16 protein-coding genes are annotated in these 18,973 nt (G+C 67.2%); 15 read left to right on the forward strand and 1 reads right to left on the reverse strand.

What is annotated here, in order from left to right; all coding sequences use genetic code 11:
* Positions 1–31: 31 nt before the first annotated feature.
* The 10 genes from NMB40_RS07615 (at position 32) to NMB40_RS07660 (ending at position 10,831) form a co-directional block, all read left to right on the forward strand.
* Positions 32–1,084 carry a heme/hemin ABC transporter substrate-binding protein gene (locus NMB40_RS07615; RefSeq protein ID WP_494360641.1) on the forward strand — a complete coding sequence of 351 codons (1,053 nt, stop codon included), beginning with the start codon at positions 32–34 and terminating at the stop codon, positions 1,082–1,084.
* Between the two features lie 35 nt (positions 1,085–1,119).
* Positions 1,120–2,115 carry a FecCD family ABC transporter permease gene (locus tag NMB40_RS07620; RefSeq protein ID WP_494361054.1) on the forward strand — a complete coding sequence of 332 codons (996 nt, stop codon included), beginning with the start codon at positions 1,120–1,122 and terminating at the stop codon, positions 2,113–2,115.
* The gene (locus tag NMB40_RS07625) at positions 2,112–2,876 is read left to right on the forward strand and encodes a heme ABC transporter ATP-binding protein (protein ID WP_494360642.1); all 765 of its coding nucleotides are present in this window, start codon (positions 2,112–2,114) and stop codon (positions 2,874–2,876) included. The genes NMB40_RS07620 and NMB40_RS07625 overlap by 4 nt, the downstream gene beginning before the upstream one ends.
* A 317-nt stretch (positions 2,877–3,193) precedes the next feature.
* Positions 3,194–3,832, forward strand: coding sequence for a DUF1120 domain-containing protein (locus NMB40_RS07630; RefSeq protein ID WP_494360643.1), 639 nt, complete (start codon positions 3,194–3,196; stop codon positions 3,830–3,832).
* A gap of 212 nt (positions 3,833–4,044) precedes the next feature.
* Complete coding sequence (locus NMB40_RS07635) at positions 4,045–4,770, forward strand: fimbria/pilus chaperone family protein (RefSeq protein WP_494360644.1); 726 nt, start codon at positions 4,045–4,047, stop codon at positions 4,768–4,770.
* A 159-nt stretch (positions 4,771–4,929) separates the two neighbouring features.
* Complete coding sequence (locus NMB40_RS07640) at positions 4,930–5,571, forward strand: DUF1120 domain-containing protein (protein WP_494360645.1); 642 nt, start codon at positions 4,930–4,932, stop codon at positions 5,569–5,571.
* A 28-nt stretch (positions 5,572–5,599) separates the two neighbouring features.
* Positions 5,600–6,232, forward strand: a complete 633-nt coding sequence (locus NMB40_RS07645) for a DUF1120 domain-containing protein (RefSeq protein ID WP_494360646.1) — start codon at positions 5,600–5,602, stop codon at positions 6,230–6,232.
* A gap of 117 nt (positions 6,233–6,349) precedes the next feature.
* Positions 6,350–8,821, forward strand: a complete 2,472-nt coding sequence (locus tag NMB40_RS07650) for a fimbria/pilus outer membrane usher protein (RefSeq protein WP_494360647.1) — start codon at positions 6,350–6,352, stop codon at positions 8,819–8,821.
* The gene (locus NMB40_RS07655; RefSeq protein ID WP_494360648.1) at positions 8,818–10,017 is read left to right on the forward strand and encodes a DUF1120 domain-containing protein; all 1,200 of its coding nucleotides are present in this window, start codon (positions 8,818–8,820) and stop codon (positions 10,015–10,017) included. The genes NMB40_RS07650 and NMB40_RS07655 overlap by 4 nt, the downstream gene beginning before the upstream one ends.
* A 169-nt stretch (positions 10,018–10,186) precedes the next feature.
* Entirely contained in the window at positions 10,187–10,831 is a 645-nt protein-coding gene (locus tag NMB40_RS07660; protein ID WP_494360649.1) for a DUF1120 domain-containing protein, read from the forward strand.
* 46 nt (positions 10,832–10,877) lie between these two features.
* Here NMB40_RS07660 and NMB40_RS07665 read toward each other — a convergent pair whose 3' ends face one another.
* Positions 10,878–13,076: a TonB-dependent siderophore receptor gene (locus NMB40_RS07665; protein ID WP_494360650.1), complete on the reverse strand. Its 2,199-nt coding sequence runs from the start codon at positions 13,074–13,076 to the stop codon at positions 10,878–10,880.
* Positions 13,077–13,594: 518 nt separating this feature from the next.
* Between NMB40_RS07665 and fusA the strand changes: the two genes are divergently transcribed.
* The 5 genes from fusA to NMB40_RS07690 all read left to right on the forward strand — a co-directional run bounded on the left by fusA (position 13,595) and on the right by NMB40_RS07690 (position 18,935).
* On the forward strand, positions 13,595–15,631 hold the full coding sequence (gene fusA, locus NMB40_RS07670) for an elongation factor G (RefSeq protein WP_494360651.1): 2,037 nt from the start codon (positions 13,595–13,597) through the stop codon (positions 15,629–15,631).
* A gap of 233 nt (positions 15,632–15,864) precedes the next feature.
* Entirely contained in the window at positions 15,865–16,785 is a 921-nt protein-coding gene (locus tag NMB40_RS07675; RefSeq protein ID WP_494360652.1) for a M14 family metallopeptidase, read from the forward strand.
* Positions 16,786–16,849: 64 nt separating this feature from the next.
* On the forward strand, positions 16,850–17,590 hold the full coding sequence (gene modA, locus NMB40_RS07680) for a molybdate ABC transporter substrate-binding protein (RefSeq protein ID WP_494360653.1): 741 nt from the start codon (positions 16,850–16,852) through the stop codon (positions 17,588–17,590).
* 3 nt (positions 17,591–17,593) lie between these two features.
* Complete coding sequence (modB, locus tag NMB40_RS07685; protein ID WP_494360654.1) at positions 17,594–18,277, forward strand: molybdate ABC transporter permease subunit; 684 nt, start codon at positions 17,594–17,596, stop codon at positions 18,275–18,277.
* The gene (locus tag NMB40_RS07690) at positions 18,267–18,935 is read left to right on the forward strand and encodes a sulfate/molybdate ABC transporter ATP-binding protein (protein WP_494360655.1); all 669 of its coding nucleotides are present in this window, start codon (positions 18,267–18,269) and stop codon (positions 18,933–18,935) included. The genes modB and NMB40_RS07690 overlap by 11 nt, the downstream gene beginning before the upstream one ends.
* The last annotated feature ends 38 nt before the right edge of the window (positions 18,936–18,973 follow it).

Here is an 18,973-nt window from a genome sequence, read left to right on the forward strand (position 1 = left end):
CGGCCTTGCGCGCACCTGATGGAGTAATGACATGTCCAATTCCCTGACCGCGCGCCGCAACCTGCTGGTGCTGGCCCTGGCGGCCGCGCTCACGGCCTGCGGCGGCAAACCTGCGGAAACCGCTGCGCCCGCCGCCGCGCCGCAGGCGGCCGACGCAGCGAACGCGTCCTCGCCTTCCGCGTTGCCGGATGGCTGGCAGCACCTGGCAGGCACCGATGTGCCCTCCAGCGCCAACCTGACCCCGGTGCTGCCGGTGACGGTGGTTTCCGATGACGGCGAACAGGTGACGGTGAAAGACGCCTCGCGCATCGTGGCCGGCGGCGACGATGTCATCGCCGTGATCGAAGCGCTGGGAATGGGGGCGCAGGTGTATGCCGCGCCGCTGCGTTCGGCCACCGAGGCCGGGCGCAAGGCGCCCAAGCAGTTCCTGTTCAACCGCACCACCGGGGTGGAAGGCGTGCTCAGTCTGGAAGGCACGCTGTTCCTCGGCAACAGCCTGCGCCGGCACACCGAGCTGGCCAAGAAGCTGCGTGGCGCGGGCGAGGCGGCCGTGGTGATTGATGACCTGCAGCCGGCCCCGGACAAGCTGCGCAAGGTGGCCGCCGCACTGGGCGTGGCAGCGGCGGGCGACGCGTTGGCCGCCCAAGTTCAGGCGCAGCTGGATGAGGCCGCGCGCATTGCCGCGGCCAGCAAGGTACACCCGCGGGTGATCCATCTGTCGGCCACCGGTGCAGGCGGCGCGCCTACCGTGGCCGGTGCGGACAGCGCCTCGGGCAAGCTGATCGCGCTGGCCGGTGGCGTGAATATCGGTACTGAAGCGGGTGTGGCCAACTACTCCGCGCTGAGCAATGAAGGCGTGGTGGCAGCGGCACCGGAGGTGATCCTGGTGACCGAAAACGATCTGCAGCTGTTCGGCGGTGAAGCGGGCCTGTGGAAGGCCTACCCGACGCTGAAGCAGACGCCGGCCGGCGCGGCCAACCGGGTATGGGTGATGCCGGACGTTCAGTTGAAGGCGGCCAGCGTGGGCTCGGGCAGCGGTGCGCTGGCGTTGGCCAAGGCACTGGCGGCGCTGCCGTCGCCGTGAGCAGGGGTCGACGGGCAGGCGGCTGGGTGCTGGCGATGATGGCGCTCGCCCTGCTGGGCGCGATCCTGGCCTCGTTCGCGGTCGGGCCGTTGCGCTTGCCCCCGTTGGAGGTGGTGCAGGCGGTGGCGGTCAAGCTGGGCATGCTCGACGCTTCGCAGGTGAGCCAGCGCGACATGGCGGTGGTCTGGAACCTGCGCATTCCGCGTGCGCTGCTGGGCGCGCTGGTGGGCGCATCGCTGGCGATGGCCGGGGCCAGCCTGCAGGGGCTGTTCGGTAATCCGCTCGCCGACCCGGGTATCGTGGGGGTGACCCAGGGCGCGGCGCTCGGCGCAGTGGCAGCCATCGTGCTGGGGGCGGGTAGCGTGGGCGGCTGGACGCTGCCGCTGGCGGCGTTCGCCGGCGGTGCGGCGGCGATCAGCCTGACCTATGCGCTGGCGCGGCCGGGGCGCAACAGCGGCACCGCCACGCTGCTGCTGGTGGGGATCGCGATGGCGGCGTTCTGCTCTGCGGCAATTGGTTTCCTGACCTATATCGCCAGCGAAAGCGAACTGCAGTCGCTGGTGTTCTGGCAGATGGGCTCGCTGGCCCAGGCCGACTGGGCCGACGTGGCCGCGGCGCTGCCGGTGTTCGTGCTGGGCACGTTCGCGCTGCTGCGGCTGTCCACGCCGTTGGACATGCTGGCGCTGGGGGAGCGCCAGGCGCAGCACCTGGGACTGGACGTGAAGCGCACGCGGCTGAAGCTGATCGCGTTCAGTGCGCTGCTGGTGGGTGCGGCGGTGGCGTTCGCCGGTTCCATCGGTTTCGTCGGCCTGGTGGTGCCGCACGTCGTTCGCATGCTGGTCGGCCCGGGACACCGCTGGCTGCTGCCGGTGTCGGCGGTGACCGGTGCGCTGCTGATCGTGGTGGCCGATACGGCCGCACGCACGCTGGATCCGCCGGCGGAGATTCCGTTGGGGTTGTTCTCGGCCGCGCTGGGCGCGCCGTTCTTCCTGTGGCTGGTGCTGCACCAGCGCCGGAGCGGCACGGTATGACGGCGCCGTTCCTGCAGCTGGACGGGGTCAGCGTGCGCTTCGGGGAGCGCACCATCCTGCATGACATCCACCTGGGTTTCGTGCCGGGCACGCTGACCGCGCTGGTCGGTCCGAACGGGGCGGGCAAGTCGACCCTGCTGGCGGTCGCCAGCGGCGACGTGGACGCCGATGCCGGGAAGGTGATCCTGCACGACAAGCCCATCGCGCAGTGGAAGGCGATGGCGCTGGCGCGCGAGCGCGCGGTGATGCCGCAGGACCACGCGGTGCGGTTCGCATTCACGGTGGAGGAAGTGGTGGCGATGGGGCGGTTGCCGCATCCGGCCGATGCGCTGCGCGATGCGGCGTTGGTGGAACAGGCGCTCGGCCAGGCGGAAATGGCGGGGCTACGCCAGCGCGAGGTGCAGGCGCTGTCCGGTGGCGAAGCGGCGCGCGCCACCTTCGCGCGGGTACTGACCCAGGACACGCCGTTGTTGCTGCTCGATGAGCCGACCGCGGCGCTGGACCTTCGCCACCAGGAGCGCACGCTGCGCGCGGTGCGCGCGTTGGCCGACGCAGGCGCGTGCGTGATCGTGGTCCTGCACGATCTGAACCTGGCGGCCGGTTATGCCGATCGCATCGTCCTGCTGGAGCAGGGCAGGGTGGCGGCGGATGGCACGCCCGACCAGGTGCTGACGCGTGAGCACATCGAACGGGTGTACCAGCAGCCCGTTGTGGTGTTGCGGCATCCACTGCGGAATGTACCGCTTGTCGTCGTGAGCTGACGTCGGATTCTGCACGCTTGCCGCCGAAGCGCGGCGCTCTAGCACAACGCTGCATCCCCGTGGGAGAGACGGTGCTCCCGCGCGGCATCGGCGTGCGTGTTGTCAGCTGTAAACACGCCAATAGCGGGCTTTGGACGGGCGGAGGGGCGTCCTGACGCATTTGACGCGAATGCAACTATTTGCAGCGTCATTTGAAGATAGTTGCATGTGTGGTGGCGGAATCGACCCGTAATCTTTGCGTTCCACAGGGTCAATCAAGCATTCGCTCGCGATTGACCAGCTCGATTGTTTGACAACCCACCACGAGGAAAACTCCCATGAAGTTCCGCAGCACTCTGATCGCCCTGGCCATCGCTTCTTCGGCCGCCATCGCCCCGACCGCCTTCGCGCAGTCGGCTGACCTGTCCATCACCGGCCGGATCTTCCCCGGCGCCTGCGTTGTCGAACTCGGCAACGGCGGTGTGGCCGATCTGGGCGACATCCGCCTGGATTCGCTGCAGGCCGACATCAACACCGTGCTCGGCGATGTGGACATGAACATGACCGTGGCCTGCGAATCTGCCGTCCGCTTCGCGCTGGACGGCGTGGACAACAATCATGACAGCTCGATCTCGCCGTCCCAGTACGGCCTTGGCTTCACTGCGTCCGACGAGAAGATCGGCAGTGCACGCCTGGTTGTCGTGGATGTCACCGCTGATAGCGAGCCGGCCAAGACGATGCGCTCCAACGATGGCGGCGACAACTGGGTCATTGACCTGTTCCCCGGGAGTGCCACGATCCCGAAGGGTGAGCTGCTTGGTTTCGGCGTCGGTCCGATCGAAAACGGCCCGACCGCGATCAAGAACCTGCAGGGCACGGTGAAGGTCCGCGCCACCATTGCGCCGACCAGCGAGCTGACTGTTACCGAGGACGTGCCGGTCCAGGGCAGCGCCACCATCAACCTGACCTACCTGTAAGTGCTGCCCCAGCGCCGACGCACCGCGTGGCCGGTGCGTCGGCCCTTCACCATCATTTCACGGCCGTGGGCGCATGAATGCGCCAGCAAGGCAACAGCACCACCCCGGCACCAGGCCGGGGGGCTTGTGAATCGGGGGATTCATCGGCTGCGCACTGCTTCACCTCATCGCGCGGGCAGTAGCAGCCAGGACACCCTTGAGGAGCTGGTCCCATGGCTATTGCACGATTCGCTGTTCCCGCCCTGGTTGCGGGCCTGGCTGTGCTGGGCAGCGCGCAGATTGCCCGCGCCGACGGCATGACGCCGGAAAGTTCGATCGTGATTCTTCCGACCGACAAGGCATCCACCTCCATCCTGGTCAAGAACACCGGCCAGACCACCGACATGCTGCTGGTGGAAATCCTGCCCATCGACGAAGACACGATCGAAGTGGCATCCATCGATCCGGCATCGGGCACGACCTCGGTCAAGCCGGGGCAGCAGCAGAAGGTGACGTTCACCCTGCTCGATGAGATCCGGAAAACGGACGTGCAGCGCCTGCGCCGCGTGGTGTTCGAGGGGGCAAAGGGCAAGCCCAAGCGCGCGCAGAAGCGCAACGAAGTGGGCGTGACCGTACGCCAGAACCTGCCGCTGATCATCCATCCCGCAGGACTGGAGCTGGTCAGGGATCCATGGAAGTTCCTCAAGTGGACCGTAGCCGATGGCAACCTCACGGTCAGCAACGACAGCAAGTACGTCGTGCGGCTGTCACAGGAATTTGAATCGCTGCCGTCCAATACGGTCATGGGATTGTCCCGCTCGTACGTGTTGCCCAACCAGCGCCTCACCATCAAGTTGCCTCCCGGTGCTGCCAGCGATGCGCGCGTGCGCATCCATCCGGCCACGGTGTTCGGTTTCCAGACCGATCATTTCGAAGCACCAGTGAGCCGCGGCAACTAGCGGCGCGAATACAACGTTTTGCACCTCGATTTGAAACGAGTTGCATATGGCGTGGCGTAATCGACCCGTATCGTGTGCGGCGATCCATCGGATCAATCAAACATTTGCCCACGATTGACCGATCCCATTGCCTGCGAACCCAGCCACGAGGAATTCACCATGAAGCTCACCCACACGCTGATGGCCCTGGCCATCGCTTCTTCGGCCGCCGTCGCCCCGAACGCCTTTGCGCAGTCGGCTGACCTGTCCATTACCGACAAGATCCTGCCGGGCGCCTGCGTGATCGACCTGGGCAACGGCGGCGTTGCCGAGCTCGGCGACATCCGTTCAACCTCGCTTGATGCCGAGAAGATGACCGAGCTGGACCCGGTCGACCTGACCGTGAGCGTGTCGTGCGACTCTGCCGTCCGTTTCGCGCTGCAGGGCGTGGACAATACCGGCGACAGCGCGTACACCGCATTCCGCTACGGGCTGGGCCGCACTGCCGACGACGAGAAGATCGGCAGTGCCACCATTGGGTTGAAGGGCATCAGCATCGACAGTGCAAATGGCTTTGCAACCACCTCCTACGACGGCGGCGCGACCTGGTCCAACAGTGTCGCCGGCAATCCGGCCCTCATCCCGACGGACGGCATGGTCGGTTTCGCGGCGGAGCAGGGCGTCACCACCGGTCCTACGGGCATTGAAAGCCTGCAGGGTACGCTGGAGGTCAAGGCGTCCATCGCGCCGACCAGCGGCATGACCATTACGGGTGACGTGCCGATCAATGGCAGTGCCACCATCAACGTGATGTACCTGTAAACCAATCTTGCTGGAAGAGGACGCCGCCATGAAGCTTGCCATGACCCTGCTTGCCCTCGCTCTTGTTGCGGCCGCGCCGCGTGCTTCGGCACAGTCGACCGACGTGTCCATCACCGGCCGGATCTTCCCGGGTTCGTGCGACATCCAGCTGGGCAGTGGCGGGGTTGCCGATCTGGGCCTCATCAATGCGGCCCAGCTCAACGCCACTGTGCCCACCGACCTGGAACCGGTGATGCTGACATTGGCGGTGGCATGCGAGTCTCCGATGCGATTTGCACTGGAAGGCATCGACAACCGCAACGAGAGCTCAGCGTACACGCGGATGTATGGGCTGGGTTTGACGCCGGAGTCCGAGCGCATCGGCGGCGCTGAACTCATGCTCGGCAACGTCACCGCCGATGCCGCGCCGGCCTACGGCACCGCGTCGTCGGACAGTGGCGCCAGCTGGGATGCGTCCAGCGGCGCTTCCTTGAGCGACCTGCAGCCGAACCAGCTGCGCGGGTTCGCCAAGGAGCAGGGCGTCACCACCGGCCCGGCAGCAACCACTTCGTTGCAGGGCAACCTCTACGTGGGCACCCGGATCCAACCGCTTGAGGCGATCCGCCTTACCGATGAGGTGTCGATCAGTGGCAGCGTCACCCTCAATGTGATCTACCTGTAGGGCGCGGTAATGCCGTAACTGACGGAAGCGTGGTTGCGGTTGCTGGTGAATCGGGGGATTCCAGGCAGCAGGTACGGGGTGATGGGCCGGAGATGCACGGTTCAATCGGCGCGATGGATGAGCGGCCTGCTGCTGTGCGGCACCCTGCTTGCAGCGCCTGTGCGGGGGCAGGATGCGCCCGCCGATCCGACGTCACCTGACGAAGACGAAGAGCTGGAGTTCGACGCCGACCTGCTGCGCCAGCGCGGCCTGGATCCCAAGCTCGGCGAGTACCTGAGTCGCGGCGCCCGCTTTACCCCTGGCAGGCAGACCGTCACGTTGATGGTCAACAACCAGCGTATCGGGGAGACGGTGGTTGTCTTCGACGAGGAGGGCAGACTGTGCTTCGACCAGGCGCTGTTGGGGCGCGCCGGGCTGAAGCCACCCAAGGCAACCGGGCCCGATGGCACCTTGGCCTGTGACGATTTCAGGCAGGCTTACCCGGCAACCACGGTCGACAAGGACCCGGCCATGCGTACCGTGACCCTGCTGGTGCCCGGCGAGAGCCGGCTGCCGGGCCGGGAAGGCGTGGGCGGGTTCGTGCAGGGCGGGGCAGCGGGCCTGTTCAACTACAGCGTGATGACCACCCGCAGCGATGGCAGCAGCGGCGCCAGTACCTACGTGGCGGCCATCACAGAGGCGGGTTTCAACGCCGGTGACTGGATCTTCCGAAGCCGCCAGAGCTATACGCGCTCGAAGGACGAATCCACGCTGGACATCACCCAGAGTTACGCGCAGCGCACCTTCGCCCGCTGGAAAGCGGTGGCCCAGCTGGGCGAACTGGACATGCTCAGCCCGGTGCTGCCCGGTACCTCGATCACCGGCGTGCAGCTGCTGCCCGAAGCGGCGCTGCAGGTGGCCGATGGCCCGGTGATCAGCGGCATGGCCGACTCCAACGCGCGGGTGGAAGTGCGCCAGCGCGGCGTGCTGCTGTACGCCACGGTGGTGGAAGCCGGGCGCTTCAGCCTGACCGGGCTGCCGGCACTGTCGGCGTTGACCGACGTGGAGGTGAAGGTGATCGAGGCTGACGGCCGCGAGCATGGCTTCACCGTGCCGGCCGTGGCGCTGGCCGGGTTGGTGCGGCCGCAGAGCGGCTACACCGTTGCGCTGGGGCAGGTACGCAACGTGGAGCTGGCCCCGGGGCGGCAACCGTGGGTGGCCAGCGCCAGCTGGAGCGGTGCCCTGGGCGGTTGGGGCACCGGCAGCGTGGCGGCGATGGCGGCGCAGGACTACACCGCGGTCGGCAGCAGCGCGTTCGTCGGCTGGCGGCAGGGAACCTCGATCAATCCCTATGTGCTGCTCTCGCAGGCAAGGGATGCCGACGGCACGCACGGCGGGTGGCATGCCGGCCTGGGCCTGCAGCAGACCCTGGGCAGCCAGCTCTCCTTCAATGCAGGCGTTGCGCTGCAGTCCCGCGACTATCGTGAGCTGCTCGATGTGCTGTCGGTCACTGCCGATGGCGCCAGCCGCGCACGCTACCGGGAGCAGGCCAACGTATCGCTCAGCTGGTCCACGCGCTGGCTGGGCTCGATCAGTGCGGGGTATTCGCGCGCCACCGTGTTCGACGGCCGCCCGATCTCGCGGGCGTCGCTGTCATGGGGGCGCAACTTCCGCTGGGCCTCGGTGTCGCTCAACGCCGAGCATGACCTGGCACAGAATGATGTACCTGACGGCAGGCGGGACACCGTAGAGGGCGACGCCTACCGGGTGTACCTCAGCGTGAGCGTTCCACTGGGCGAGCGCCGCCGGGCACGCACCAACGTGCAGCACGATCGTTCCGGCGAACGCATCGGCGTTTCCTACAGCGATTCGCCCAGCAACACCTTGAGCTACCGGCTCGGGGTCGACCGCGATTCGTGGACCGGCCGCACCGACACCAGTGCATCGGCGGCGTGGTTGCCGCGCTACCTGCAGGCCAGTGTGTCGTACACGCGTTCCAGCCTCGGCAGCTCCTCAGGCTCGGTGCTGCTCAGTGGCGGGGTGGCGGTGCACGGGCGCGGCGTGACCGTGTCGCCGTACCCGATCCAGGACACCTTCGGCATCGTCGCGCTCAGCGACAGGATCGCCGGGGTAGAGATCGGCACCCCGTATGGGCCGGTCTGGACCGACCCCTGGGGCAGGGCGGTGGTGGCACAGCTCACGCCCTACACGACCAGCCTCGTGGAGGTGGACCCCAACAGCCTGCCGCGCAACATGATCCTGGGCAACGGGGTGCTCTCGCTGGAAGCCGGGCGCGGCGCGGTGGCGCAGCTCGAGCTGGAAACGCGCTTCAGCCGGCGCATCCAGTTGCTGCCGAAACAGCCCGACGGCTCCGCGCTGCCGCGCGGCACCACCGCGTTCCGCAGCAACGACGACCTGGTGGGGATGGTCACCGCCAGTGGCTCCTTGTTCGTACGCGATGCGGTGGATGGCGAAACCCTGGAGCTGCACCTACCTGACGAACGCGTGTGTACGCTCAGCTACCGGCTGGACGATCACGAGGATGAAAACGTGACGATGCCCTCTGCAACGGTGCCGTGCATGCCTGGCGCGGCGGAGCCTTCACCATGAGGGCGACCGGCCTGGCGATGCGGATGCTGCTGTGCACGCTGCTGCTGACCACGGCGGCAACCGCGCAGGCGCGGATCGACCCGCTCAAGCGCTGCACCATGACGCTGTCACCGGCGTTGATCGACTACGGGCAGCTGGTTCCGCTGCAGGCCACCACGCTGCCGCTCGGGCTGGCGCGACGGCCGGGCCTGACCCGCCCGGCCGGAATGGCGCTGCCCACGCGCACGCTGTTCCTCAACCTGGTGTGCCCGCAACCGATCAACCTGACCATGCTGTTCCATGCACACTCGCGCGACCCGTACCAGTTCGATTTTGGCGGGGCCGGTGGCTACACCCTGCGCGTGCATGACGTGCGGGTGGACGAACTGCCAGCGGATATCGGGCTGGTAACCGTGCCCGGCGAGCCGCCCAGCCGCATTGCCGAGGTGATGGAGTGGTCGCCCGAGCATGCATGGGTGCCGGTACGTGCCGGCCACCAGATATCGGGCAGCCGGCTCTCGGCGCAGATCGACGTGCAGACCTGGCTGACCGCCGACCTGGGCGCGGTACGCGACGCGCAGGTGTGGGAAACGCAGGGCCTGCTCAACGCCGAGGACGCCCGCGAGTTCGCCGCACTGGACCTGCGCGCGGAGGCCATGCCGCGCTCCTGTACGCCACGGTTGACGCCGGCCACGCTCGAGCTGGGCACCGTGCCGCGCAGCAGCCTGGATCCGGAGGCAGCCACCGCGTTGGCACGGCGTTCGGTGCAGCTGCAGTTGAATTGCAACGGGCCGACGCTGCTGGCCCTGAAGCTGCTGGACAACCGTGCCGGCGGCGGGTCAGCGGCTGGCTGGGCGGCCGCCGTGCCCGGTCCAGCGCGTTTTGCGCTGGGCACAGGTCGAGGCGGCATCGCAGGGCTCTATGTGCTGTCGATGGGTGCCGTGATCGCCGACGGACAGGCCCTGCAGGTGCTGCGCGGCAATGGCGAGCGCGCCAGCACCTGGAGCGCGCACGAAGAGGGCGCACCGCTGCAGCGCTTCGATGCGCAGAGCGCGGTGTACGCCTTCGCCATGCCGGGACACGTCATGCCTGCAGCGGTGGACAACCTGGGCGCCACGCTGCACGTGGACGTGCAGCTGGCCCCCACCACCGCGTTGGGGGCGGGTGAGGAGGTGCTGCTTGATGGCGCGGTGACCATCGAGATGGTCTATCTCTAGCCGTGCTGGAAACGACTCAAATACAACTATTTGCACCTGGTTTTGAACAAAGTTGCATGTGTGGTGGCGTGATCGGCCCGTAACCTTTGCAGCGTTCCATAGGGTCAATCAACCAGGTGGTTGCTATTGACCACGTCAATCGCTGTAACCCACTCCACAAGGAATCACCATGAAGTTCACCACGACCCTGCTTTCCCTGGCCATTGCGTCCTCGGCCGCCTTCGCTCCGGCCGCCTTCGCACAGACGGCCGACCTCTCCATTGCCGGGAAAATCTTTCCGGGCGCCTGCACCGTGGACCTCGGCGGTGGTGGCATCGCCGACCTGGGCGACATCCGCGCCGACTCGCTGAACACCGACAGCATGACGGTGTTCGAGCCGGTCGAGATTTCGTTGGCCGTGGCCTGCGAATCGGCGGTTCGCTTCGCCTTTGAAGGCGTCGACAACGCCGCTGCCAGCAGTGCAGTGGCAGGCCATTACGGCCTCGGCATGACCCCGGCCGACGAGAAGATCGGCGGTGCCGAGATCCGCGTCGGTGCCGTCACCGCAGATGGTGCGGACGCGTTCTGGACGGCGTCCCAGGACAGCGGCCTGACCTGGACCAGCAGCGACTCCACCTACACCCACCCGCCGCTGATGCAGGATCACATCCTTGGCTTCACCACGGAACAGTCGGTCACCACCGGACCGTCGCCGATTGAAGCGTTGCAGGGCGTCGTGCACGTGGTGGCGAAGATCATGCCGACCAATGGCCTGACCCTCACCGAGGATGCACCGATCAACGGCAGCGCCACGCTGAACGTGATCTACCTGTAACGGCAACACGACTCCGGCGTTCCGCATGCTGCGGAGCGTCGGAGTTTTACCATCCGATGGTGGCGGTGGCCGTTACCGTGCGGCCGCTGCCGTAGTAGCACGACGAGACACCGGTACAGGTGGACACGTAGCGCTTGTCGGCCAGGTTGCTGGCGTTGAGCGCAAGCTTGACCGACGTGTTGCCGAACTGGCCCACGTCATAGCGGAGGGCCGCATCAAACAGGGTGTACGACGGAATGCGGTACAGGTTGGCGCTGTCGCCATAGCTCACCCCGTTGTAGCGTGCTCCGGCCGCCAGGCTCAGCCCACGCAGCGCCCCGGCCTGGAAGGTGTAATCGGCCCAGAACGAGGCGGACAGGTCCGGCACCATTGCCAGCTGCCTGCCGCGGTACGCCGATGAACGCAGCATTTCCGACTCCATCCGCGAGGCGGCACCGATCAGGCTCAGGCCGGCGATGGGCGTGATGCGCCCTTCGAGTTCAATGCCGCGCACGCGGCCTTCATCGCCCTGGATCGAACAGACTGCCGTGCCGGTAGCCCCGCAGTTGCGGTGGCTGGCCACGGGGTCATCGACAATCATGTTCTCCTGGCGCAGGTCATACACGGCCAGGGTGACCAGCCCATCCACGTGCGCCGGCTGGTACTTCAGGCCGGCTTCCCACTGCGAACCGGTGACCGGGTCGAAGGCGGTCTGGGTGAAGCTGTCCAACGGCGACTTGGTGGACGGCTGGAACGATTCGGCGTAGCTGACGTACGGGGTCAGCCCGTTCTCGAACACATACAGCACGCCGGCACGGCCGGTGAACGCTTCGTTCTTGATCACGTTGTGCGTGCCCGGCTGGGAGATGCCGGTGGCGATGTTGCGGGTGGCGCTCAGCGTGTCATCTTTCGTCCAGTCGTAGCGACCGCCCAGGGTCAGGCGCCAGTTGCCGGCGGCCAGCTGGTCCTGCAGGTACGCGCCGCTCTGGCGGTTGATGCCGGCGGTGGGCGTTTCGGTGGTGACGGTGGGCTGATAGGGGTAGTAAACGGGATCGAAGATGTCGATCGCGCGCGGGTTGCTCATCGCGCTGCGCACGCCTTCCCAATCCGCGCGTTGCCAGTCCCAGCCGAGCAGCACGGTGTGGTCGACCGCGCCGGTGCTGAAGCGCGCCTGCAACCGGGTGTCAAAGGTATCGCCGTCGGAATCGCCGGTGCCCTGCACGCCGCGCCGGTTCTGGGTGCGGCCGTCGGCATTGAGCGCGCCGAAGGTGACCACGCCGCGATACAGCGAATCCACGTGCGTGCGGCGTGCGTTCTGGGTCAGGGTGAGGTGGTCGTTGAACTGGTGCTCGAACATCCAGCCGGCCGTCCACAGCGTGCGGTCGAACGTGTTCCAGTCGGGCTGGCCGATGAAGGTGCTGTTCTTCATGTGGCCGTAGGGCGTGGCGTTGAGCGTGCCGGCCATCGGCAGGAACTGGTAGGTGGAGCCGCCGTCGTCCTTCTGGTACATGCCGAGCAGGGTGAGGCGGGTACGCTCGGCGATCTGCCAGGTGTAGCTGGGCGCCAGGAACCAGTGCTCCTGCGCGGTGTGCTTGATCTGGGTGTCGCCATCGCGGTACAGGCCGACCAGGCGCACAAGATGCGCGTTGTCGTCAGTGCCGGTGCCAACATCGAAGGCCGCGTTGTACTGGCCGTTGGCATCCACGCCCAGGCGCAGAAGCTGCTGCTGGTCCGGGGTGGGCGTCTTGCTGACCTGGTTGACCATGCCGCCGGGGGCGACCTGGCCATAAATCACGGCAGAAGGGCCCTTGAGTACTTCCACGCGCTCCAGGTTCCAGCTGTCGAACATGCTGCGGTTCCACTGGCTGCCCTGGGGGGCGCGCATGCCATCGAGCGTTACGTTGTTTGCCCAGCTGCCGGCATCGAAGCCGCGGATGCGGAAGTCGTCCACGCGGTTGTCGATGCCGCTGCTTTCCAGGCTCACGCCGGCCACGTAGCGCATCGCATCGTTCAGCGACTGCACGCCGCGCGCATCCAGCTCGGCGCGCTCGATGACGGCAACGGACTGCGGCGTCTCGGCAATGCTGGTACTGGTCTTGGTGGCGCCGCTGGTGCTGTTGGCCGCGCGGTAGGCGTTGACCTGCACCGCATCCAGGTCGGTGGCGTTCTGCGCGAGGGCGGCAGGTGCGGCGGCGCTGGCGAAGCAGCAGGCGAGGGCGAGCAGGTTGGGACGCAACCGGCGGAAGGAAACAGGGGAGGGGGTCATGTACTGCCAGCGTCAGGGTCGTCGCAGCGCGACGTTGACTCGCCATTTTAAGGACTTTCGCTGGCAATGCAATTGCGACCTATTCGCATGTAACAACGGGAACGGAGGGAGTTAAGCCCCGGCCGCGTGATAATCCGCTCGGCACAGTCGTCAGTGTTCTACCTGTGGAGATAAAAATCGCTTGCAACCCATTCCCAGAGGTCTAGAATTCGCCGCAGATCCTCTCAACCACCGCCATGAACTCGATGCCGCTCCTGACGTTTTTTACTCGCACCCGCGCTTTCGCGGGACGGGCGCGTCTGCCTCGCGGCTCCTCTGGCGGCTGATCGGATCCGATCACCGCAGGACCCCAGACAGAGCGCCCATTGGGCGCTTTTTTCGTTTCAGTGTTTCGCAACATCCACGCATGAAGGAGAACGTGCCATGCACCAGATCGCCGAGCCCCAAACCTGGCCGCACGCCCGTTAGCCAACGGCGGCGTGCGGCTCCCTGATGTTGGCAGCAGCGAGACCCCTTTCATGAACACCCAGACCCAGAACCTCCGGCGCAACCTCGGCATCATTGCCCACATCGACGCCGGCAAGACCACGCTCACCGAGCGCCTGCTGTGGAAAACCGGCGAGATCCATCGCGTCGGTGAAGTCCACGATGGCGCGGCCACCACCGACTTTTCGGCGATCGAGCGCGAGCGCGGCATCACCATCGGCGCGGCCGCCGTGCAGGCGCATTGGGCGCCGCGTGGCGAACCCACCCACCACCTGACCCTGATCGATACGCCCGGACATATCGACTTCGCCATTGAAGTCGAACGTTCGCTGCGCGTGCTCGACGGTGCGGTGGCGGTGTTCTCCGCCGTGGACGGCGTGCAGCCGCAATCGGAAACCGTGTGGCACCAGGCCCGTCGCCATGGCGTGCCGCTGATCGCGTTCGTCAACAAGATGGACCGTATCGGCGCCTCGTTCGAGCGCGTGCTGGCGCAGCTGGAGGACAAGCTGCAGGCGCGGCCGTGGGCGCTCGGCTGGCCGTTGGGCGCGGAGAACGCCTTCCACGGTTGGGTCGACCTGGTCGACCGCAGCACCGTGCAGTGGGACGACGCCGGCACGCCGACCCGCACCGCGTGGACCACCGCTGAGCACAGCGAGTGGGAGCCGCGGCGTGCGGAACTGGTGGAAGCGGTGGCCGACCACGACGAAGAGCTGGCCGAAGCCTGGCTGGACGGTAGTGCGGTTGACCCCGCCGCGCTGCGCGCTGCGCTGCGCCGGGCCACGCTGGCCGGTGCCGGTGTGCCGGTGCTGGCGGGCGCGGCGTTCAAGAGCAAGGGCATTGAAACCCTGCTCGATGCCATCGTGGACTACCTGCCCGCGCCGGAAGACCGGCCGGCCGTGGTGGCCACGGAGGAGGCGGGCGAGGTCAGCCTGCCGCCGGATCCGAATGGTCCGCTGGCGGCGCTGCTGTTCAAGATCACGCACCAGCACCATGGCGCGTTGAGCTTCGTGCGGGTGTATTCGGGCACGCTGAAGGTGGGCGATGCGTTGGCCAGTTCGCAGCATGCGCAGGGACGCCGGGTGAGCCGGCTGGTGCGGGTGCAGGCCGACCAGACCCACGACATCAAGCAGGCCGTGGCCGGTGACATCGTGGCGGTGCTGGGCTGGAAGGATGCGGTGAGCGGTGAAACGCTCAGTGCACCGTCGCGCCCGCTGCTGCTGGACACCATCCAGGCGCAGCACGCGGTGCTGGCGTGGCGGTTGACCGCGGAAAAGGCGGCCGACCTGATCCGCATCGCGCAGGGCCTGTCCAGCCTGGCCCAGGAAGACCCGTCGTTCCGCGTCGAAACCGAAGCGGACAGCGGTGAAACCCTGGTCTGGGGCATGGGCGAGCTGCACCTGGAAGTGATGGTGGAACGGCTGCGCACCGAGTGGAACGTCAATGTCCGCACCGGCGCGCCGCGCGTGGCCTACCAGGAAACGCTGAAGCAGGCGCTGCGCGGCGTGGAAGGCAAGGTGGTCAAGCAGACCGGCGGCCAGGGCCAGTACGCCCGGGTGGTGCTGGATGTGAGCCCGCGTGAGGACGGCGAGGTGCATTTCGTCGACCGTACCGTGGGCGGCGTGATTCCGCGCGGTTTCGTGGCGGCGGTGGAGAAGGGCGTGCGCAGCGCGCTGTCGGAAGGTCCGCGCGGCCATCCGGTGGTGGGCATCGAGGTGGCGCTGGTCGACGGGCAGACACATGCCAAGGATTCGTCCGACATGGCGTTCCATCGGGCCGGTGCCGAAGCGGTGAAGGCCGCGCTGCTGCAGGCCGGAACCACGCTGCTGGAGCCGGTGATGGAAGTGGCCATCCACGTGCCGTCGGTGAATGTCGGTGACGTGGTGGGCGACCTCAACCGACGCAGTGGCCGCATCGCCTCCATCGAAGACCAGGGTGGACGTGCGGAAGTGCTGGGCTACGCGCCACTGGCGCAGCTGTCCGGCTACACCACCTCGCTGCGCTCGCTCACCCAGGGCCGCGCATCCAGCGACATGCGCTTCAACGGCTACGAAGAGGTACAAGCCGCATAGGGTTGGGAAATGGGCGGGGGCCGGCAGTGTCGGCCCCCTGGACACGCATGGCGTGTCCCTACGCGAAGGGCGCAACCAACCATCAACGCCCGACCCCAATCCCGAGCGACCAAGGATCGTAGTGACACGCCATGCGTGTCAAAGCCATGACCCTGCGCACGTAAAGGAGCCATGCGTGTCAACGTCATGACCCTGCGCACGTACAATGGACGCAACCGTTTCCGGAGTGCCCCATGACCACCCCCCATTTCTACCCCGTCGGTACCCCCGGCCAGCCCTGGGGCGATACCGAACGTGCGGCATGGCGCGCGCGCCAGATCGTGCAGCGCGACTACGCGGACGACGTGGTCGCCGCGTTGAACGCGTTGCCCGATGCACTGGAAATCGTGCAGTACGGCCAACTCGAATCCATCACCGATACCTACCCGCTGTTGCTGGCCAAGACCCGCAACTGGGACCCGGCCCTGCCTGCCGCGCTGGTCACCGGCGGCGTGCACGGTTACGAAACCAGCGGCGTGCACGGCGCGCTGCAGTTCCTGCGCGACCACGCGCACGAGTACGCCGGCCGCATCAACCTGATCGTCGCCCCCTGCGTGTGCCCCTGGGGCTACGAGCGCATCCAGCGCTGGAACCGCGATGCGATCGATCCCAATCGCAGTTTCCGTGACGGTGGCCGCATCGTCGAATCGGCCTCGCTGATGAACTGGATCGCCGCCCGCAACGACGACCTGCTGGTCCACCTGGACCTGCACGAAACCACCGACAGCGACGCGCATGAGTTCGACCCGGCGCTGGCCTCGCGCGATGGCAAGCCGTGGACCCCGGAAACCGTTCCGGATGGCTTCTATGTGATCGGCAACAGCGAGAACCCGGAGCCGGCCTTCCAGCGTGCCCTGATCACCGCCGTAGCCCCGATCACCCACATCGCGCCCGCCGATGCGCACGGCAACCTGGTCGGGCTGCCGCTGCAGTCGCCCGGCGTGGTCTGGGGCGAATCGCGTTCGATCGGCGCCTGCGCCGGTTTCACCGACGCGCGCTTCGCCACCACCACCGAGGTGTACCCGGACAGCCCGCGGACCACACCGGCGCAATGCAACGATGCACAGGTGGCCGCCGTGCGTGCCGGTTTGGACTTCGCCTTGCAGGCACGGTAACGGTCTTCGCGCGGCGGGCATCCCGCCGTGGCTATCATCGGGGCAACCTCCCGGGACCTGACCGATGAAACGACTGCTCTGCCTGTTGCTGATGGTGGCCGCGTTGCCGGCCACCGCCGCCGAACTGACGGTGTCGGCTGCATCCAGCCTCACCGAAAGTTTCCGTGACATCGCCAGTGCCTACGAGGCGGCGCATCCGGGCACCAAGGTCGACCTGAACTTCGCCGCGTCGGGGGTGCTGCTGCAGCAGATCTCGCGCGGCGCCCCGGTGGATGTGCTGGCCACCGCCGACATGGAAACGATGGCCCAGGCGGCCAAGGGCGGGCTGCTGGAAACGGATTCGCGCCAGACCTTCGCCACCAACCGGCTGGTGGTGGTGGTGCCACCGGGCCGCAAGGATGCTCCCGGAACGTTGGCGGCGCTGGTGGGGAAGGGCGTGCAGCGGGTGGCGATCGGTAACCCGGACAGCGTGCCGGTGGGCCGCTACGCGCGCACCGCGCTGCAGGACGCCGGGTTGTGGGATGCGATCACCGCCAGGACCATCACCACCCAGAACGTGCGCCAGTCCCTCGACTACGTGGCGCGCGGCGAAGTGGATGCCGGTTTTGTCTACGCCAGCGATTACCAGGCCACGCCCGGCCGCGTGGTGCGTGCCTTCGATGTGCCGCTGAAGACGCCGATCACCTATCCGGTGTCGGTGATCAAGGGCAGTGCCCGTGCGGTGGAGGCGCGCCGCTTCGTGGCGTTCGTGGTGTCGCCGCAGGGCCAGGCAATCCTGCGCCGCCACGGTTTCGGCGCACCCTGATCGATGGCGCTGGACTGGTCCGCGTTGTGGTTGTCGCTGAAGGTGGCCGGCTGGGCCACCGCGATTAACCTGGTGCTGGGCGTGGCGTTGGGCGCGCTGCTGGCGCGGCGACGCTTTCCCGGGCGCGAGCTGCTGGACACGCTGCTGACCCTGCCGATGGTGCTGCCGCCCACCGTGCTGGGCTACTACCTGCTGGTGGTGATCGGGCGTAACGGACCACTCGGTGCATGGCTGCAGTCCAGCTTCGGCATCAACCTGGTGTTTACCTGGCAGGCCGCCGTGATTGCCGCCGCGGTGGCTTCGCTGCCGCTGGTGTTCAAGCCTGCACGCGCCGCGTTCGAAGACGTGGATGGACAGCTGGAGCAGGCGGCACGAACGCTCGGCGTCTCCGAGTTCGCGCTGTTCCTGCGGGTCAGCCTTCCGTTGGCCTGGCGCGGCATCCTCGCCGGCCTGTTGCTGGCATTCGCGCGCTCCATGGGCGAGTTCGGCGCGACCTTGATGGTGGCCGGCAGCATTCCCGAGCGCACCCAGACCCTCTCCATCGCGATCTATGAAGCGGTGCAGGCCGGGCAGGACGACACGGCCAATGGCCTGGTGATCCTCACCTCGGTGGTGTGCATCATCATCCTGCTGGCGGCGGCCAGGCTGGTCGGCGGGCGCCGGCGGGAGCCCCGCGATGTGGCTTGATCTGCACATCCGCCGCACGATGGAGGCACCCGGTCAGCGGTTCATGCTGGACGTGCAGCTGCAATGCACGCAACGGCAGGTCGTGCTGTTCGGCCCGTCCGGTGCCGGCAAGAGCCTGACCCTGAAGGCCATTGCCGGGCTGCTGCGTCCGCACGATGGCCACGTCCGGCTGGGCGGTTCAACGCTGTTCGACGCCGCGCAGGGCCTTCACCTGCCGCCGCAGCAACGCCAGTTGGGGTACGTGTTCCAGGACTACGCCTTGTTCCCGCACCTGACCGTGCGCCAGAACATCGCGTTCGGCCTGCATCGCGGCTGGTTGAATCCCCGGCGTCGCGCAGCGGACTTGGAGGTGGAGCGCTGGATGGCGGCGCTGCGCATCGAGCACCTGGCCCAGATGCTGCCGGGACAGCTATCGGGTGGGCAGCGCCAGCGCACGGCGTTGGCGCGGGCGCTGGTGACCCGGCCGCAGGCGCTGCTGCTGGACGAACCCTTCGCCGCGCTGGACCACGCGCTGCGCGATCACCTTCGCCAGGAACTGCAGGCTGTGCTGGATGCCACCGACATTCCGCTGCTGCTGATCAGCCACGACCCGGTAGACGTGGCGATGTTCGGGCACCAGGTTGTGGAGCTGGCGGACGGACAGGTAAAACGCCCCTGAATACAGCAGAAAACACGCAGGGATGACGGATTCCGGAT

It is taken from the genome of Stenotrophomonas sp. FBCC-B152, from assembly GCF_059134105.1.

What these genes read in the sequence shown, in the direction of transcription:
- NMB40_RS07660 (WP_494360649.1), top strand. Translation starts at nt 10,187, where the DNA reads ATGAAGTTCACCACGACCCTGCTTTCCCTGGCCATTGCGTCCTCGGCC.
- NMB40_RS07645 (WP_494360646.1), top strand. Translation starts at nt 5,600, where the DNA reads ATGAAGCTTGCCATGACCCTGCTTGCCCTCGCTCTTGTTGCGGCCGCG.
- NMB40_RS07690 (WP_494360655.1), top strand. Translation starts at nt 18,267, where the DNA reads ATGTGGCTTGATCTGCACATCCGCCGCACGATGGAGGCACCCGGTCAG.
- NMB40_RS07650 (WP_494360647.1), top strand. Translation starts at nt 6,350, where the DNA reads ATGAGCGGCCTGCTGCTGTGCGGCACCCTGCTTGCAGCGCCTGTGCGG.
- NMB40_RS07620 (WP_494361054.1), top strand. Translation starts at nt 1,120, where the DNA reads ATGATGGCGCTCGCCCTGCTGGGCGCGATCCTGGCCTCGTTCGCGGTC.
- modA (WP_494360653.1), top strand. Translation starts at nt 16,850, where the DNA reads ATGAAACGACTGCTCTGCCTGTTGCTGATGGTGGCCGCGTTGCCGGCC.
- NMB40_RS07635 (WP_494360644.1), top strand. Translation starts at nt 4,045, where the DNA reads ATGGCTATTGCACGATTCGCTGTTCCCGCCCTGGTTGCGGGCCTGGCT.
- NMB40_RS07630 (WP_494360643.1), top strand. Translation starts at nt 3,194, where the DNA reads ATGAAGTTCCGCAGCACTCTGATCGCCCTGGCCATCGCTTCTTCGGCC.
- NMB40_RS07640 (WP_494360645.1), top strand. Translation starts at nt 4,930, where the DNA reads ATGAAGCTCACCCACACGCTGATGGCCCTGGCCATCGCTTCTTCGGCC.
- fusA (WP_494360651.1), top strand. Translation starts at nt 13,595, where the DNA reads ATGAACACCCAGACCCAGAACCTCCGGCGCAACCTCGGCATCATTGCC.
- NMB40_RS07625 (WP_494360642.1), top strand. Translation starts at nt 2,112, where the DNA reads ATGACGGCGCCGTTCCTGCAGCTGGACGGGGTCAGCGTGCGCTTCGGG.
- NMB40_RS07615 (WP_494360641.1), top strand. Translation starts at nt 32, where the DNA reads ATGTCCAATTCCCTGACCGCGCGCCGCAACCTGCTGGTGCTGGCCCTG.
- modB (WP_494360654.1), top strand. Translation starts at nt 17,594, where the DNA reads ATGGCGCTGGACTGGTCCGCGTTGTGGTTGTCGCTGAAGGTGGCCGGC.
- NMB40_RS07665 (WP_494360650.1), bottom strand. Translation starts at nt 13,076, where the DNA reads ATGACCCCCTCCCCTGTTTCCTTCCGCCGGTTGCGTCCCAACCTGCTC.
- NMB40_RS07675 (WP_494360652.1), top strand. Translation starts at nt 15,865, where the DNA reads ATGACCACCCCCCATTTCTACCCCGTCGGTACCCCCGGCCAGCCCTGG.
- NMB40_RS07655 (WP_494360648.1), top strand. Translation starts at nt 8,818, where the DNA reads ATGAGGGCGACCGGCCTGGCGATGCGGATGCTGCTGTGCACGCTGCTG.